The following is a 13,915-nucleotide window of genomic DNA, read 5'->3' as shown; positions in this document are numbered from 1 at the left end:
CCTATTCCTCTTCGGCCGGCTCGGCACTGGGTGCCGGCTCGTGGTCCGTCACCGCGACGAGCGCGGGCCGGACGAGCTTGTCGCCGAACGTGTAGCCGCGGCGCAGCACGGCGGTGACCGTCGGCCCGTCGACGTCCGGGGACGTGCTGTGCTGCACGGCCTCGTGCACCGCCGGGTCGAACGCCTCGCCCTCGTGCGCGAACGGCTCCAGGCCGGTCTTCTGCAACGTGGACACGAGCTTGTCCGCCACCGCCTTGAACGCGCCGGTCAGGTCGCCGTGCGCGGCGGCCCGTTCGACGTCGTCCAGCAGCGGGAGGAGCTCGGCTGCCACGGACGCCTTCGCGTTGGTGATCACCGCTTCGCGGTCGCGTTCCACCCGCTTGCGGTAGTTCGCGTACTCGGCGGTGAGCCGCTGGAGGTCGGCGGTGCGCTCGTCGAGCTGGGTCTTCAGCTCGGCGGCCACCTCGTCCACGACCTCCGCGACCACGGGTTCGTCAGCCGGAGCAGCCGTCTCCTCTGCCGCGTGGGCCGGCGGCCGGACCTCACCCGTCTCGGGGTCGATCCGGCGCCGGTCGTTCACGACGACCTGAGGCTGCTCCTCGTCAGGGGCGGCGTGCCTCGGCTCGGTCACTTCTTCTCGTCCTCGTCCACGATCTCGGCATCGACGACGTCGTCCTGGCCGGCCTTGGCACCGGCGCCCGCACCCGGCGCGTCGGCACCTGGGGCCTCGGCACCCGGAGCGCCCGGCGCGTTGGCGTAGATCGCCTGGCCGATGGCCTGGGACTCGGTCGCGAGCTTCTCGACCGCCGACTTGATGGCGTTGATGTCGGTGCCCTTGAGCGCCTCGTTCGCCTCGGCGATCGCGGCGTTGACCTTGTCCTTGATCTCGGCCGGGAGCTTGTCGTCGTTCTCCTTGACGACCTTCTCCGTCTGGTAGACGAGCGTCTCGGCCTGGTTGCGGACCTCGGCCTCCTCGCGGCGGCGCTTGTCCTCCTCCGCGTGGGCCTCGGCGTCCTTGACCATGCGGTCGATGTCGTCCTTCGGCAGCGCGGAGCCACCGGTGATCGTCATCGACTGCTCCTTGCCGGTGCCCAGGTCCTTCGCCGACACGTGGACGATGCCGTTCGCGTCGATGTCGAAGGTGACCTCGATCTGCGGCACGCCGCGCGGGGCCGGGGGCAGGCCGGTCAGCTCGAACATGCCGAGCTTCTTGTTGTGCGCCGCGATCTCGCGCTCGCCCTGGAAGACCTGGATCTGCACGGACGGCTGGTTGTCGTCCGCGGTCGTGAAGGTCTCGGAGCGCTTCGTCGGGATCGTGGTGTTGCGCTCGATCAGCTTGGTCATGATGCCGCCCTTGGTCTCGATGCCGAGGGACAGCGGGGTGACGTCGAGCAGCAGGACGTCCTTGACCTCGCCCTTGAGGACACCGGCCTGCAGGGCGGCGCCGACGGCGACGACCTCGTCCGGGTTCACGCCCTTGTTGGGCTCGCGGCCGCCGGTCAGCTCCTTGACGAGCTCCGCGACGGCGGGCATGCGGGTCGAGCCACCGACGAGCACGACGTGGTCGATGTCGCCGACGGAGATGCCGGCGTCCTTGATCACGTTGTTGAACGGCGCGCGGGTGCGCTCGAGCAGGTCGTTCGTGATGCGCTGGAACTCGGCGCGGGACAGCGTCTCGTCGAGGAACAGCGGGTTCTTGTCGGCGTCGACGGTGATGTAGGGCAGGTTGATCGAGGCAGTGCTGGAGCTCGACAGCTCGATCTTGGCCTTCTCGGCGGCCTCGCGGATCCGCTGCAGGGCCATCTTGTCCTTGGTCAGGTCGATGCCGTTGGCCTGCTTGAAGCGCTCGACCAGCCAGTCGACGACGCGCTGGTCCCAGTCGTCGCCACCGAGGTGGTTGTCACCGGAGGTCGCGCGGACCTCGACGACGCCGTCGCCGAGCTCGAGCAGCGAGACGTCGAACGTGCCGCCACCGAGGTCGAAGACCAGGATGGTCTGCTCCTTCTCGCCCTTGTCGAGGCCGTAGGCCAGCGCGGCCGAGGTGGGCTCGTTGACGATGCGGAGCACGTTGAGGCCCGCGATCTGGCCGGCCTCCTTGGTGGCCTGGCGCTGCGCGTCCTCGAAGTAGGCGGGGACGGTGATGACGGCGTCGGTGATCTCCTCACCCAGGTACGCCTCGGCGTCGCGCTTGAGCTTCATCAGCACGCGCGCGCTGATCTCCTGGGCGGTGTACTGCTTGCCGTCGATCTCATCGGTCTTCCAGGTGGTGCCGATGTGCCGCTTCACCGAGCGGATGGTGCGGTCGACGTTGGTGACGGCCTGGTTCTTCGCGGGCTGACCCACGAGCACCTCGCCGTTCTTCGCGAAAGCGACGATGGACGGGGTCGTCCTCGAGCCCTCCGAGTTGGCGATGACCGTCGGCTCACCGCCCTCGAGAACGGCGACGACGGAGTTGGTCGTCCCCAAGTCGATGCCGACTGCACGCGCCATTGGAGTTCCTTCCGCTAGTACTTGTTGAGCGTTCCTGACTCAAGTTTGCCACTCGCTCAACCTTGAGCCTACCCGACTCAAGCTTTCTGACTGCACCAACGGCCGGGAAGGTCTGGTTGTTCCCTCACAACGCGGCGAGGGCCACTCCTCGCGGAGTGGCCCTCGACACATTCCCCCTGGCGGAGCTCACGCCGCGAGCACCTGGACGTCCCCCGAGCCGCTGGTGAGGTTGAGTTCGAGCGGCGCGTTCGGGTCGGTCGGGACGTTGACCACGCGCTCCCCGCTGCCCGACGACCCGACGATCTTGTAAGGGCCACCCGGCACCCGGACGACGACGTCGTCGGAGCCGCTGTTGGCCCGCACGGACCTCGGCGTCGTCAAGGTCAGCTCGACGCGTCCGGACCCGGCGTCGGCGATCACTTCGCCGTCGAGGCCGGTGCCGTCGATGTCACCGGAGCTGGTGACGGCGAGCACCTTGCCCTTCACCGCGTTCAGGTCGACCCGGCCGGAGCCCAGGTCGACGGTGACGGCGCCGCCGATCCTGGTGCCCTCGAAGTTGCCGGACCCCGTCTTCACCTTGACGTCGCCGGCGATGTCGCGGGCGATGACGTTGCCCGAGCCGGTCCCGTACTCGACGGACGCCAGCCCCTCGATGAGCGCGTCCCCCGCCCCGACGTCACCGAGCACCGCGATGCCGGCGGACGGCACGAGGACCTCGTAGTCGACCTCGCAGTCGTCCCCGCACCCGTCCAGCACCAGCGAACTGCCCTCGACGCGGTGCGCCACCCCGCTGGGCTTGTTGTTCTTCCGGTGCTCCACCACGCGGTGGATCTTCGTCTCGGTGCCCGGCCGGTACCTGATCGTCACGTCGCCGGCGCCGGACCGGGCGCGCACCGACGTGAACTTCTCCGCGACGACGTGGTCATCGGAGAACTCGTACTCCATGATGCGAATCCCACAACCCGTCAGCGCCGTGAGCACCGTCCCCGCCACCAACGCCACCAGCGCCGTCCTCATCATGAGCACAAAACTAGAGGCGGCGGCGCCCCGCTCACACGGCAGTCAGCCCCCGGAGGCGGGGTGGGGTTGTCCCTACCGTCACCGGACCAGGTCCTCGAGCACGGCGCGCAGGGCCGGCGCGCTGCGCGCCGGGTCGCCGAGGAACCGCGTCGAGGCCAGCACGTGCGCGGGCCCGATGCGCTCCCACAGCAGCCCGTCGACGGGCACCTCGGCGATGTGCAGCTCCACGCTCTGCGCCCAGCGGCCGATCCGCGACTCGACACCGCGCAGCACGTCGCCGATCGGCAACGCAGCCGGGCTCCGCAGCCGGTGCAGCTCGTCGAGGCCCGGCTTCAGCGCCAGCACGGCCGCCCGGCAGGCTGGCCGGGTCAGCAACGCCTCGGCGTTCTCCGCGGCGAGGGGCTCGACGCCTCGCGTCCACGCCTGGAGCGCGTCGGCCCACCAGCCCGGCCACTGCGCGGTCACGGCGGCGCGGTCGACGCCCGCGGGCACCCGCACCGGCAGCGGCGGCTCCAGGCCGGGCACGTGCGGCTCGACGTCGACGGACAACGCCAGCGAGTCGCGCACGTACAGCGCGGCGAGCAGCCCGAGGCTCACCCCGTGGCTGATGCCGGACACCTCTCGCGCGAACTTCATGGGTCTCATCCTCCCCGCGCGGCGGCCGTGAAGTCGTCGCAGTCGCGGAGCAAGAAGGACACGATCGGCTCCAGCTCGTCCTCGCCGGGGGCCACGTCGGCGATCAGGCCCTGGATCAGCAGCCCGTCGACGGCCGCGAGGAACGCGCGGAACGCGACGGGGTCCGCCGGTCGCACGGCCTCCACCGCGAGGTCGAGCCACCGGCGCGCGGCGGCCTTGAGCTCGGGACGCCGGCCGGCCAGCAGGTACAGCTCGTACTCGGCGAGCGTGCGGCCGCGGTTCTCGTCGACCGCCCTCGCGATGCTCCGCGCGATCTCTCGCGCGCTGCCACCGCTCGCGACGATGCGCAGCATGTCGTCGCACAGCTCCTCGGCCGACCACAGCAGAGTCGCGATCAGCAGGTCGTCGAGCGTCGCGAAGTAGTAGGTCGGCGCCGTCGTGGGCACGCCGGCCTCCCTGGCCACGCTGCGGTGCGTCACGCCGGCGATGCCGTCGCGTTCGATCACGCGCAGGGTGGCCTCGACGATGGCGCGGCGCTTCTTCTCGCCGCGCGCCTTGCGGCCGTCCACCTTCGGGCCGTCGATCACCGCGGTCAGTGCGTCCTCCCGAGCTCGAGCGTCACCACGCCTCCGATGATCAGAGCCAGCCCGATGACCATCGTGGGGTTGAGGGTCTCGCCGAGGAACCTCCAGCCGATGATCGCGACGGCTGCAACGCCGATGGCGGACCACACGGCGTAGGCGACGCCCACGGGCATACCCAACTTCAACGCGCGCGAAAGTGCTGTGAAGGCGGTGGCGTAGCCGACGACGACCAAGACCGATGGCCACAACCTGGTGAATCCCTCGGACAACTTGAGCGACACGGTAGCGGTGATCTCCGCCATGATCGCCGCGGCCAGGTACACGTACAGCAAGGCGACTCCCCGGGTTCGACCCAACTACCTGAACGAGTGTTCCACAAGTTTTCGGGCGCCTTCGGGGAACTTGACCGGTACGTGACGAGACACCGGCCACGTCCAAGTGGTTACTCAGCAGTAACCTGGCCTAGACTCCCGCCATGACCCTCCAGCTGGTTCTCGGACTCGTCGCCGTTGCGGTGAGCGTCGTCGCCTGGGGCGTGTTCGTCGCTGGCGTCTGGAAGATGATCAAGATCATCCGGCTCGGCCAGCCGGACGGAACCCGCACGGGACCGTTCTGGCCGCGTCTGAGGACGATGGTCGTCGAGTTCGTGGCGCACACCAGGATGGCCAAGTTCCGCGCGGTCGCCCCGTGGCACTGGATGGTGATGTGGGGCTTCCTCATCGGCTCCGCGGTGCTGTTCGAGGCCTACGGCGAGGTGTTCGACCCGCGCTTCCACTGGCCGGTCATCGGCACGTGGTCGATCTGGCTGCTGCTGATCGAGCTCCTGGGGCTCGGCACCGTCGTCGGCGGCATCGCGCTCGCTGTCATCCGTCAGCTCAACCACCCGCGCCGGGCCGACCGGCTCTCCCGGTTCGCTGGGTCGAGCTTCCGGTCCGCCTACTTCGTCGAGGCCGTCGTGATCGTCGAGGGTGTCGGCATCCTCATGGTCAAGGCGTTCAAGCAGTCGAGCGGCCTCGAGGCCGCGCCGCTGTGGACGTCGTTCGTGACGCAGCCGCTCGCGCAGATCCTGCCCGCCGCGCCGATCTGGGTGTCGGTGATGGCGCTGGTGAAGCTGCTGAGCGGGATGCTCTGGCTGGTCGTGGTCGGCCGGAACCTGACGATGGGCGTCGCCTGGCACCGGTTCTCGGCGTTCTTCAACATCTACTTCAAGCGCGAGGACGACGGCGGCGTCGCGCTGGGCGCGCTCAAGCCGATGATGTCCGGCGGCAAGGTCCTGGACCTGGAGGAGGCCGACCCGGACTCCGACGTGTTCGGCGTCGGCAAGGTCGAGGACTTCAGCTGGAAGGGCTGGCTCGACTTCTCGACCTGCACCGAGTGCGGCCGCTGCCAGTCGCAGTGCCCCGCCTGGAACACCGGCAAGCCGTTGTCGCCCAAGATGGTGATCACGCAGCTGCGCGACCACGCGTTCGCCAAGGCGCCGTACCTGCTCGCCGGCGGCTCGCGCGACATGGCCGGTGACGAGGTCGGCCTGGTCGAGGACAAGTACGAGGACTACAAGAAGCGCCTCGAGTCGATCGACGTGCTGGCGATGGCCGAGTCCGAGCGCCCGCTGGTCGGCGGCCCGGAGGAAATGGGCGTCATCGACCCAGAGGTGCTGTGGTCGTGCACGACCTGCGGCGCCTGCGTCGAGCAGTGCCCCGTCGACATCGAGCACGTCGACCACATCGTCGACATGCGCCGCTACCAGGTCCTGATCGAGTCGAACTTCCCGACCGAGCTCGGCGGCATGTTCAAGAACCTGGAGAACAAGGGCAACCCGTGGGGCCAGAACGCCAAGGACCGCCTCGCGTGGACCGAGGGCCTCGACTTCGAGGTGCCGGTGTTCGACGGCGAGCTGGGCGACGCGGAGTACCTGTTCTGGGTCGGCTGCGCGGGCGCGTTCGAGGACCGCGCGAAGAAGACCACGCGTGCCGTCGCCGAACTGCTGCACACCGCGGACGTGAAGTACACGGTGCTCGGCCCCGAGGAGACCTGCACCGGCGACCCGGCCCGCCGCGCCGGCAACGAGTTCCTGTTCCAGATGCTCGCGCAGCAGAACGTCGAGGTCCTCAACTCGGTGTTCGAGGACCGGCCCGCCGGCCAGCGCAAGATCGTCGTGACGTGTGCGCACTGCTTCAACACGCTGGCGAACGAGTACCCGCAGGTCGGTGGCACGTACGAGGTGGTGCACCACACCCAGCTCCTGAACAAGCTGGTGCGCGAACGCCGCCTGGTGCCGGTCGCGCCGGTCACCGAGGACGTCACCTACCACGACCCGTGCTACCTGGGCCGCCACAACAAGGTCTACGAGGCACCGCGTGAGCTCATCGGCGCGTCCGGCGCGACCCTGCGCGAGATGCCGCGCCACGAAGAGCGGTCCATGTGCTGTGGCGCCGGCGGTGCGCGCATGTGGATGGAAGAGCGGATCGGCAAGCGCATCAACCTCGACCGCGTGGACGAGGCCCTCGGGACCGCGCCGTCGAAGATCGCGACCGGCTGCCCGTTCTGCCGCGTGATGCTGACCGACGGCGTGACCGCGCGCCAGTCCGACGGGCAGGCCGGGCAGCACGTCGAGGTCGTGGACGTGGCGCAGATGCTGCTGGAGTCGGTGCGGCGCGGCAAGGAGAAGCAGGACACGCCGACCGACGAGGTCCCGACCGGCACGCCGCTGCCGGACGAGGACAAGGCGAAGGCCTAGTCGGCGCGTACGGCGAAGGCCCTCGGTCCGGTGCGGACCGAGGGCCTTCGCCGTACGCGGGTCAGTCCCTGTCGGTGACCTTGTCGTAGACCACGTTCAGCACCCAGCCGGTGAGGGCGACGATGATCGCGCCCCAGAACGCGGGCCAGAAGCCCTCGACGCGGAACGGCAGGTCGAGCTGCTCGGCGATCCACCCGGTGAGCAGGAACAGCAGCGCGTTCACCACGAGCCCGATCAGGCCCAGCGTGAGCAGGTAGAACAGGCAGCCGAAGAACTTCACGAGCGGCTTCACGACCGCGTTCACCAGGCCGAAGATCACCGCGACGCCGATGAGCGTGAGGATCCGCCAGCCGGTGGTGTCCTCACCCAGGTCGATGCCGGGGAGGGCGGTCGACACCCAGACCGCCACCGCGGTCAGCAGCACATGCACCAAGATGCCCATGCCGCAGACTAGCGGTGGCGGTCCTAAGTGGCCGGTAACGGCGGCGGCGCGCCACCCCGACACGCGGAACGGCCCGCGCCTCTCCCGGACGCGGGCCGTTCCGCCTTACCCCCTGGTGATCAGCGTCCCCCCGGAGCGGATCCCAGCCTTAAGACACCGCGAGGGCCGCGAATGTTGCTCCCCGCCGCGAATGTCACCCGAATGCAGTAGTGGCCGGTTGTCCCGGCCTGCCGGTCCTAGGCTGATCACCATGAGCGGAAAGCCGCCGGGATCCGGTGAGAGCACTCTGACCGTCGTCCTCGCGCTGCTGGTCAACCTGGCCATCGCGATCACCAAGGCCATCGCGGGCGTGCTGACCGGTTCGGCGGCGATCCTCTCCGAGGCCGCGCACTCCGTGGCCGACACGTTCACCGAGGCGCTCCTGCTGACGGCCCTGCGCCGCTCCGACCGCCCGGCCGACCGCCGCCACCCGTTCGGCTACGGCAAGGAGCGCTACTTCTGGTCGCTGCTGGCCGCCGTCTCGATCTTCGCCTCGGGCGCGATGTTCGCGTTCTACGAGGGCTTCCGCACGGTCTTCGGAGAACCGGAGGAGCAGACCCGGCCACTGGTGGGCTACGTCGTGCTCGGCCTGGCGTTCGCGCTGGAGTCGGTGTCGTGGACGCAGGCGTTCCGGCAGGTGCGCTCCCAGTCCACCGCGCACGGCCACGGCTTCTGGGAGTTCCTCAAGGAGTCCGACGACCCGACCGTGAAGACGGTGTTCCTGGAGGACTCGGCCGCGCTGATCGGCCTGGTCCTGGCCTTCTCCGGCCTGGGCCTGCACCAGCTCACCGGCTCGTCGCTGTGGGACGGCCTCGCGTCGCTCGCGATCGGCGTCCTGCTGGCACTCGTGGCCTACGTCCTGGCCCGCACCAACCGCGGCCTGCTGATCGGCCGGCAGGCCGACCCCGCGGTGGTGAAGGCGATCTGGCGCAGGCTGGCCGACGAGCCGGAGGTGGACGCCGTCGTCGACCTGCTGACGATGCTGATCGGCACCGACCGCGTGCTGCTGTGCGCGCGGCTCGACTTCGACGACGCGCTGTCCGCGGCCGAACTGGAGAGCGCGTGCGTGCGCATCTCCGCGGAACTGCACGAGGAGTTCGGGGACCTGGACGAGATCTTCCTGGAGCCGGTCCCGCGCTCGGACCCCGAACTGCGCCGCCGGGTGCTGGAGCGCTACGGCATCTAGCGACGCGTGTCGGTGCGGTGGAAGTTCAGGTAGGCCCGGCTGGGCGTGGGCCCGCGCTGCCCCTGGTAGCGGCTGCCCGCCTGCGCCGAGCCGTACGGGTGCTCCGCCGGGCTCGACAGCTTGAACAGGCACAACTGCCCGATCTTCATGCCGGGGTGCAGCGTGATCGGCAGGTTCGCGACGTTGGACAGCTCCAGCGTGATGTGGCCGGAGAAACCGGGGTCGATGAACCCGGCGGTGGAGTGCGTGAGCAGCCCGAGCCGCCCGAGGCTCGACTTGCCCTCGAGCCGGCCCGCCAGGTCGTCCGGCAGCGTGACCATCTCGTACGTCGAGCCGAGCACGAACTCACCGGGGTGCAGCACGAACGGCTCACCCTCCGGCGCCTCGATCAGGCTCGTCAGGTCGTCCTGCTGCTGAGCGGGGTCGATGTGGGTGTAGCGCGTGTTGTTGAAGACCCGGAAGAACCGGTCCAGCCGCACGTCGATGCTCGACGGCTGAACCATCTCGACGTCGAACGGGTCGAGGAGGAGACGGCCGGACTCGACCTCTTTGCGCAGATCCTGGTCACTCAGCAGCACCGGGACAGGCTAACCGAAGAGGCTGCGGGGTCGCGTTGCGCGGCTGTGTATGATCGGCTGCGAGCGTTGCTCATGCGGGTGTAGTTCATTGGTAGAACGACAGCTTCCCAAGCTGTAGAGGCGGGTTCGATTCCCGTCACCCGCTCCACGAAGAGGGCCCAGGTCACACGACCTGGGCCCTCGTTTTTGCTGGTGTGGGACATAACACCGTGCGGCTAGCCGACGGGCGTGAGCGCGATCTCCTCGAACGGGACGATGGCGCAGTTCCGCAGTTCGCGGATCAGAGCTGAAGCGAGCACCCACCGCACGGCAGGGTCGTCGTAAGGCATGTTCACCGCCCGGTCTGTGACAGGTGACAGCAGGCCGTGTCTGTAGAGCGTGCCTCGCACACCGGCGATCGGGAACTCACGGACGCGAATCGCGACAGCGCCGCGTCGCAACGCTGGGCACAGTCGCAGGGACAGCGCGACGCAGCGCAGGCACACGGGTGGCTCTGTCGAACCCATGCCTTCCGGCCAACGCGGCCAATCGTCGCGAAAGTCTCGCAAAAGAAAGAGCACGCCCTCTTGGGTCTCGTCCGCGGGACCGCCGCACACCTGACACAGAAGCCGGTCCATCGCCTGCCGCTGTCGCAAAGGATGAACCTTGCCGAACTCGGGCCGTCCCAGCCCTTGGCGGCCCGTGGTCTGCCGCCACAACACGCCACGGGCATCCCGATCGGTCAGGATCTCGTTCACGTAGCCGATACCGCGTCCGGGACGCTCGATCACCCTGCAGGGCACATCCTGCTCTGCGCTCCACATGGTTATGTATGGCGCGACGATCCGATTCACCGTCGGCTCCCCAAGTTGACGATCACCATGTGTCGCACGCTAGGAACAGCCTGAACCGGCCTTTTGCCTGTGTGGCAATGTCGCCTGATCGGGTTACACAGGCAAGCCCGCCCGGTAGGCCATGCCGCGCAGTTCCCGGCCGACGCTGTCCCGCTTGGCCTTTGTCAGCAGTTCGGCGAGTACCGAGCGCATGAACGGATGCCGATGAATGCGCGCGGGAGATATCTGCTCGGCCCGCCGCAACATCGTCACCGCGTCCTCGTGCCGCCGAGGTAGATGCGCCAGCGCGCGCCCGTACTCACGCCAGTACGCCGAGCGCCTGGTCGGTGACGGCAAGGCTTCGGGCGTCACCGTGGTCGCGATCCGGGCGGCTTCGGCGTGATCACCGGCTTCGAGTGCGACGGACATCCGCCAGACACCGACGTTGCTGGGACCGAACCCGAACCACAGAGCATTTCCCTCGCCCGTATGTGCGGCCAGGTCCGCCGCATTCTCGAGCGCTGCCTCTCGCTGACCTTCGTTCCCGCTGGCGGCCGCGACGAGGGACGACGTCAGGGCGAGCATTCCCGACGCCTCCATCGCATCGTTGGTCTCCGTTCCGAGATCAGGGACCGACAGCGCTTGTGCCGCCAACTCGAATGCGCCCGCACCCATGAGCCCGAAGGCCGTGCCGAACGCACTCACCGCATGTGAAAGTGGATCATCGATGCGAGCCGCTGCCTGCTGCGCGAGGGTCACAGCGTGCCAGCCAAGATCCATGTTGGCGCCGATGTCCATCAACCATGCCTGGGTGCCCTGAACATGCGTCAGAGCCAGCAGGCGCAATACCGGTTCGACGCCTCGACCTGCTGCCAGCGTCGTGTGGAGATCACGGATCAACGCCGGTAGCGCCGCGCCGACCTCTGCGTATCTGCACTCCCGCTGCGCTTCGAACAGTGCGTTTGCCCGACTCGACAACACCTCGACGGGGACGACCTCGCCGCGCGGGTCGTTCATGCTCACCGCGACAAGCGCCAGCCTCACCGCGTTCAGCGAACGATCTTCTTCGAGCTGACCAGGCGACACGACCCCGGGACCGGTGATCTCGCTCGGAGCGACCTCGAGTGCGTTCGCCAAGGCCGCGATGAGCGATCGACGATCCAAGGCCCGCGCCCCGGACTCGAGGCGCGACAGATAGGACGTCGAGATGCCCGCGAGACCGGCGATCACGGCCAACGACTTCCTCCGCGCGTGGCGGATCTGTCGCAGCCGGTGCCCGATGTCGCTCGCGGAGGGTTCGTCGGTCACGACAGCACCTCGTTCGCCCGGAGGTCCCTGGCTATCTGCACGTAGATGAGTGCCGCATGGATCAAGCGCATCTCCAGCGTAGCCGGATGGTCGAGGCCACCAGCGGATCTACCGGTGTCGATCAGACGCCGACTTGATCCGGAGCAGGGTGTTCAGAGTTTCTTTTCTCCATCGAGGCGGCCCCTGCGGGGCCGCTGGCGGACCACGCCGCGCCTATCCCGCCGCTCAGGTCTCTTCCCGGCCCTCCCTGAGTCGCCCCGAGGCGGGTTCGATCCCGTCACCCGCTCCACGAAGACGTGGCCACCAAGTGTGCCCCGCATGATTGAAGCGATGACGGCCAGCAGGGCCGCAGCCTGCACACAACCAGGGCGTTCGCGTTGTGGAGCAAGTTGGTCCGGTCAGCCGAACCTCATCGCTGGCACTCTTGAAAGTGTAGATATACACTTAGCAACATGGATGAGATCGCACTGGAGAGGCTAGATCTCCCCCTCACTGAGGAGGAGCTTGCCGCTCTGGAGAAGATCGGAGACGTGACTCGCCACCCCAAGGGCAGCATCCTCATGGGCGAGGGCGAGACGACCAAGTCCGTGCTGCTGATCCGCAAGGGCCACGTCAAGGTCGTGGCCGGCAACCCGGCTCGCATCGTCGCCATCCGCGGACCTGGTGATCTGATCGGGGAGATGGCGGCGATCCGGAACAAGCCGCGGTCCGCCAGCATCTTCGCGTTGGAGGACGTCGAGGCGCTGCAGGTCTCGTCGTCGGACTGGCTGAAGTTCCTCAGTGCGAACTTCCGGGCCACGCTCGCCCTGCTCTACACGTGTCAGGAGCGGCTCGCGGAGTCGACGCACTTGACGGTCATGTCCCAGCTCGCCGCCGAGCAGAAGCTGGCTCGTTCGCTCGTCGACCTGTGGACGCGCGGTCTCGGGGCTGTGTCAGGCGGCAAGAAGGTCCTTCGCTTCAGCCAGCTCGACCTCGCCGAGCTGGCCGGCATTTCCACCGACTCCGTCAAGAAGGTCGTCCGTGCCCTGAAGGCCAAGGGGGTGATCTCGATGGGACGTCAGAGCATCGTGATCCTCGACCTGCCGGCCCTGGAGCTGATCGCGCGGGACTAGCTCCCGGGAGGAGAACCGATCATGTCGTCGCACCGAGTTCCCTTCGACGCGGCCGAGCACCCGCTGTTCAGGCGGTTGGACCAGCTCGATCTCGACCGCGACAACTTCGCCATCTTCGGCAGCGCTCCGCTGTACATCCGCAAGATGATCCCGTCGATCGGTGACCTCGACATCGTCGCTCGCGGCTCCGCGTGGGAGCGGGCGTGCCGCCTCGGCAAGCCCGTCTTCACGCCGCCCCGCGGCGTACCGATCATCCAGTTCTGGGAGGGCAAGATCGAGGTCTTCAGCGAGTGGCTGCCCCGGCTCTGGGACGCGGACTTCCTGATCGACCAGTCCGAGTGGCTCGGCGGTTTCCGGTTCGTCCGGCTCGAGTGCGTGGTGACCTACAAGCTCCTGCTGCAACGACCTAAGGATCTCGTGCACCTCGACCAGGTTCGGAGCAACTTCACCGCCGAGCACGCCTCGCTCCGCTGAGGGCTTCAGTCGACCGGCAGGCCCCACGGCCGCCGGTCCAGCTCCACCCAGCCCCCGCCCTGGGCCAGCGCCGCCCGCACCCCGGCCACGTGGTCCGCGAACGACGCGAGGTCCCCGTGCAGCAGCTCGGCGCGCTCGACGTCCAGCGGGTGGGTGTCGTCGTGCCACAGGTCGACGGGGAACGACGCGACGAACGGCATCGACTGCAGGAGCTGCAACAACGCGATCGACGGCCGCGAGGACTCGGCGAGGTAGTCCAGGCGGATCTCCTCGCACGCGGCGAGCAGGGCCCGGATCTGGCGGATGACGTCGGCCGGGGTGCCGTCCCAGGACGGGTCCGGCCACACGCGGTCGCTCAGCTCCAGCCAGAGCCGCCAGCCCGCGGCCAGCTCCGCTTCGTCGGCGGGACACCACTTACCCATGCATCCACTGTGCATGCGTGGGCTCGCATGAGTCTCGTGACGATGACGCACGCCACGGCAACCATCGGGTGACGT

15 protein-coding genes and 1 tRNA gene are annotated in these 13,915 nt (G+C 68.5%); 5 read left to right on the top strand and 11 right to left on the bottom strand.

Features of this window, described 5'->3' with window-relative positions; all coding sequences use genetic code 11:
• Window position 1: 1 nt before the first annotated feature.
• The 6 genes from grpE to BMW88_RS01765 all read right to left on the bottom strand — a co-directional run bounded on the left by grpE (window position 2) and on the right by BMW88_RS01765 (window position 5,062).
• Window positions 2-631 (bottom strand): nucleotide exchange factor GrpE, encoded by a 630-nt coding sequence (gene grpE / locus BMW88_RS01790; protein ID WP_089948533.1) that lies wholly within the window; start codon window positions 629-631, stop codon window positions 2-4.
• Complete coding sequence (gene dnaK, locus BMW88_RS01785) at window positions 628-2,490, bottom strand: molecular chaperone DnaK (RefSeq protein ID WP_089948531.1); 1,863 nt, start codon at window positions 2,488-2,490, stop codon at window positions 628-630. The genes grpE and dnaK overlap by 4 nt, the downstream gene beginning before the upstream one ends.
• A 186-nt stretch (window positions 2,491-2,676) precedes the next feature.
• Window positions 2,677-3,510, bottom strand: a complete 834-nt coding sequence (locus BMW88_RS01780) for a DUF4097 family beta strand repeat-containing protein (RefSeq protein WP_143115943.1) — start codon at window positions 3,508-3,510, stop codon at window positions 2,677-2,679.
• A 78-nt stretch (window positions 3,511-3,588) separates the two neighbouring features.
• The gene (locus tag BMW88_RS01775; RefSeq protein WP_089948529.1) at window positions 3,589-4,146 is read right to left on the bottom strand and encodes a hypothetical protein; all 558 of its coding nucleotides are present in this window, start codon (window positions 4,144-4,146) and stop codon (window positions 3,589-3,591) included.
• 5 nt (window positions 4,147-4,151) lie between these two features.
• Entirely contained in the window at window positions 4,152-4,733 is a 582-nt protein-coding gene (locus BMW88_RS01770) for a TetR/AcrR family transcriptional regulator (protein WP_425434587.1), read from the bottom strand.
• A gap of 5 nt (window positions 4,734-4,738) precedes the next feature.
• The gene (locus tag BMW88_RS01765; protein ID WP_143115942.1) at window positions 4,739-5,062 is read right to left on the bottom strand and encodes a DMT family transporter; all 324 of its coding nucleotides are present in this window, start codon (window positions 5,060-5,062) and stop codon (window positions 4,739-4,741) included.
• A gap of 143 nt (window positions 5,063-5,205) precedes the next feature.
• Here BMW88_RS01765 and BMW88_RS01760 point away from each other — a divergent pair, with 143 nt between their 5' ends.
• On the top strand, window positions 5,206-7,467 hold the full coding sequence (locus BMW88_RS01760; RefSeq protein ID WP_089948527.1) for a (Fe-S)-binding protein: 2,262 nt from the start codon (window positions 5,206-5,208) through the stop codon (window positions 7,465-7,467).
• A 61-nt stretch (window positions 7,468-7,528) separates the two neighbouring features.
• On the opposite strand, the gene BMW88_RS01755 is transcribed toward BMW88_RS01760, so the two are convergent.
• Window positions 7,529-7,909: a phage holin family protein gene (locus BMW88_RS01755; RefSeq protein WP_089948526.1), complete on the bottom strand. Its 381-nt coding sequence runs from the start codon at window positions 7,907-7,909 to the stop codon at window positions 7,529-7,531.
• A 250-nt stretch (window positions 7,910-8,159) separates the two neighbouring features.
• On the opposite strand from BMW88_RS01755, the gene BMW88_RS01750 reads away from it, so the two are divergent.
• Window positions 8,160-9,134: a cation diffusion facilitator family transporter gene (locus BMW88_RS01750; protein WP_089948524.1), complete on the top strand. Its 975-nt coding sequence runs from the start codon at window positions 8,160-8,162 to the stop codon at window positions 9,132-9,134.
• Here the strand turns inward: BMW88_RS01750 and dcd are convergent.
• Window positions 9,131-9,712, bottom strand: coding sequence for a dCTP deaminase (dcd, locus tag BMW88_RS01745; protein WP_089948523.1), 582 nt, complete (start codon window positions 9,710-9,712; stop codon window positions 9,131-9,133). The genes BMW88_RS01750 and dcd overlap by 4 nt on opposite strands.
• 74 nt (window positions 9,713-9,786) lie before the next feature.
• On the opposite strand from dcd, the gene BMW88_RS01740 reads away from it, so the two are divergent.
• Window positions 9,787-9,860: transfer RNA gene (locus BMW88_RS01740), tRNA-Gly, on the top strand.
• A gap of 67 nt (window positions 9,861-9,927) precedes the next feature.
• Here BMW88_RS01740 and BMW88_RS01735 read toward each other — a convergent pair.
• Window positions 9,928-10,545, bottom strand: a complete 618-nt coding sequence (locus BMW88_RS01735) for a hypothetical protein (protein ID WP_177220879.1) — start codon at window positions 10,543-10,545, stop codon at window positions 9,928-9,930.
• A gap of 93 nt (window positions 10,546-10,638) precedes the next feature.
• A complete protein-coding gene (locus tag BMW88_RS01730) occupies window positions 10,639-11,832 on the bottom strand; it encodes a helix-turn-helix domain-containing protein (RefSeq protein ID WP_089948521.1) in 1,194 nt (397 codons plus the stop codon).
• Window positions 11,833-12,284: 452 nt separating this feature from the next.
• On the opposite strand from BMW88_RS01730, the gene BMW88_RS01725 reads away from it, so the two are divergent.
• Both BMW88_RS01725 and BMW88_RS01720 read left to right on the top strand, forming a co-directional pair.
• Window positions 12,285-12,944 carry a Crp/Fnr family transcriptional regulator gene (locus BMW88_RS01725; RefSeq protein WP_089948519.1) on the top strand — a complete coding sequence of 220 codons (660 nt, stop codon included), beginning with the start codon at window positions 12,285-12,287 and terminating at the stop codon, window positions 12,942-12,944.
• Between the two features lie 21 nt (window positions 12,945-12,965).
• Complete coding sequence (locus tag BMW88_RS01720; RefSeq protein ID WP_089948517.1) at window positions 12,966-13,418, top strand: hypothetical protein; 453 nt, start codon at window positions 12,966-12,968, stop codon at window positions 13,416-13,418.
• 5 nt (window positions 13,419-13,423) lie between these two features.
• Here BMW88_RS01720 and BMW88_RS01715 read toward each other — a convergent pair whose 3' ends face one another.
• Entirely contained in the window at window positions 13,424-13,840 is a 417-nt protein-coding gene (locus tag BMW88_RS01715; protein ID WP_089948516.1) for a hypothetical protein, read from the bottom strand.
• Window positions 13,841-13,915: the final 75 nt, after the last annotated feature.

Source organism: Lentzea xinjiangensis, assembly GCF_900110955.1.
In the GTDB taxonomy this organism is placed as follows: Bacteria; Actinomycetota; Actinomycetes; order Mycobacteriales; family Pseudonocardiaceae; genus Lentzea; species Lentzea xinjiangensis.
Note: the sequence above shows the minus strand (reverse complement) of the source record. Positions and strands in the feature narration are given on the sequence as shown.

Excerpts from the sequence above, each read along its gene's own strand:
- dnaK (WP_089948531.1), bottom strand. The coding sequence starts at position 2,490 with ATGGCGCGTGCAGTCGGCATCGACTTGGGGACGACCAACTCCGTCGTC.
- BMW88_RS01780 (WP_143115943.1), bottom strand. The coding sequence starts at position 3,510 with ATGATGAGGACGGCGCTGGTGGCGTTGGTGGCGGGGACGGTGCTCACG.
- BMW88_RS01775 (WP_089948529.1), bottom strand. The coding sequence starts at position 4,146 with ATGAAGTTCGCGCGAGAGGTGTCCGGCATCAGCCACGGGGTGAGCCTC.
- BMW88_RS01760 (WP_089948527.1), top strand. The coding sequence starts at position 5,206 with ATGACCCTCCAGCTGGTTCTCGGACTCGTCGCCGTTGCGGTGAGCGTC.
- BMW88_RS01755 (WP_089948526.1), bottom strand. The coding sequence starts at position 7,909 with ATGGGCATCTTGGTGCATGTGCTGCTGACCGCGGTGGCGGTCTGGGTG.
- BMW88_RS01750 (WP_089948524.1), top strand. The coding sequence starts at position 8,160 with ATGAGCGGAAAGCCGCCGGGATCCGGTGAGAGCACTCTGACCGTCGTC.
- BMW88_RS01725 (WP_089948519.1), top strand. The coding sequence starts at position 12,285 with ATGGATGAGATCGCACTGGAGAGGCTAGATCTCCCCCTCACTGAGGAG.
- BMW88_RS01720 (WP_089948517.1), top strand. The coding sequence starts at position 12,966 with ATGTCGTCGCACCGAGTTCCCTTCGACGCGGCCGAGCACCCGCTGTTC.
- BMW88_RS01715 (WP_089948516.1), bottom strand. The coding sequence starts at position 13,840 with ATGGGTAAGTGGTGTCCCGCCGACGAAGCGGAGCTGGCCGCGGGCTGG.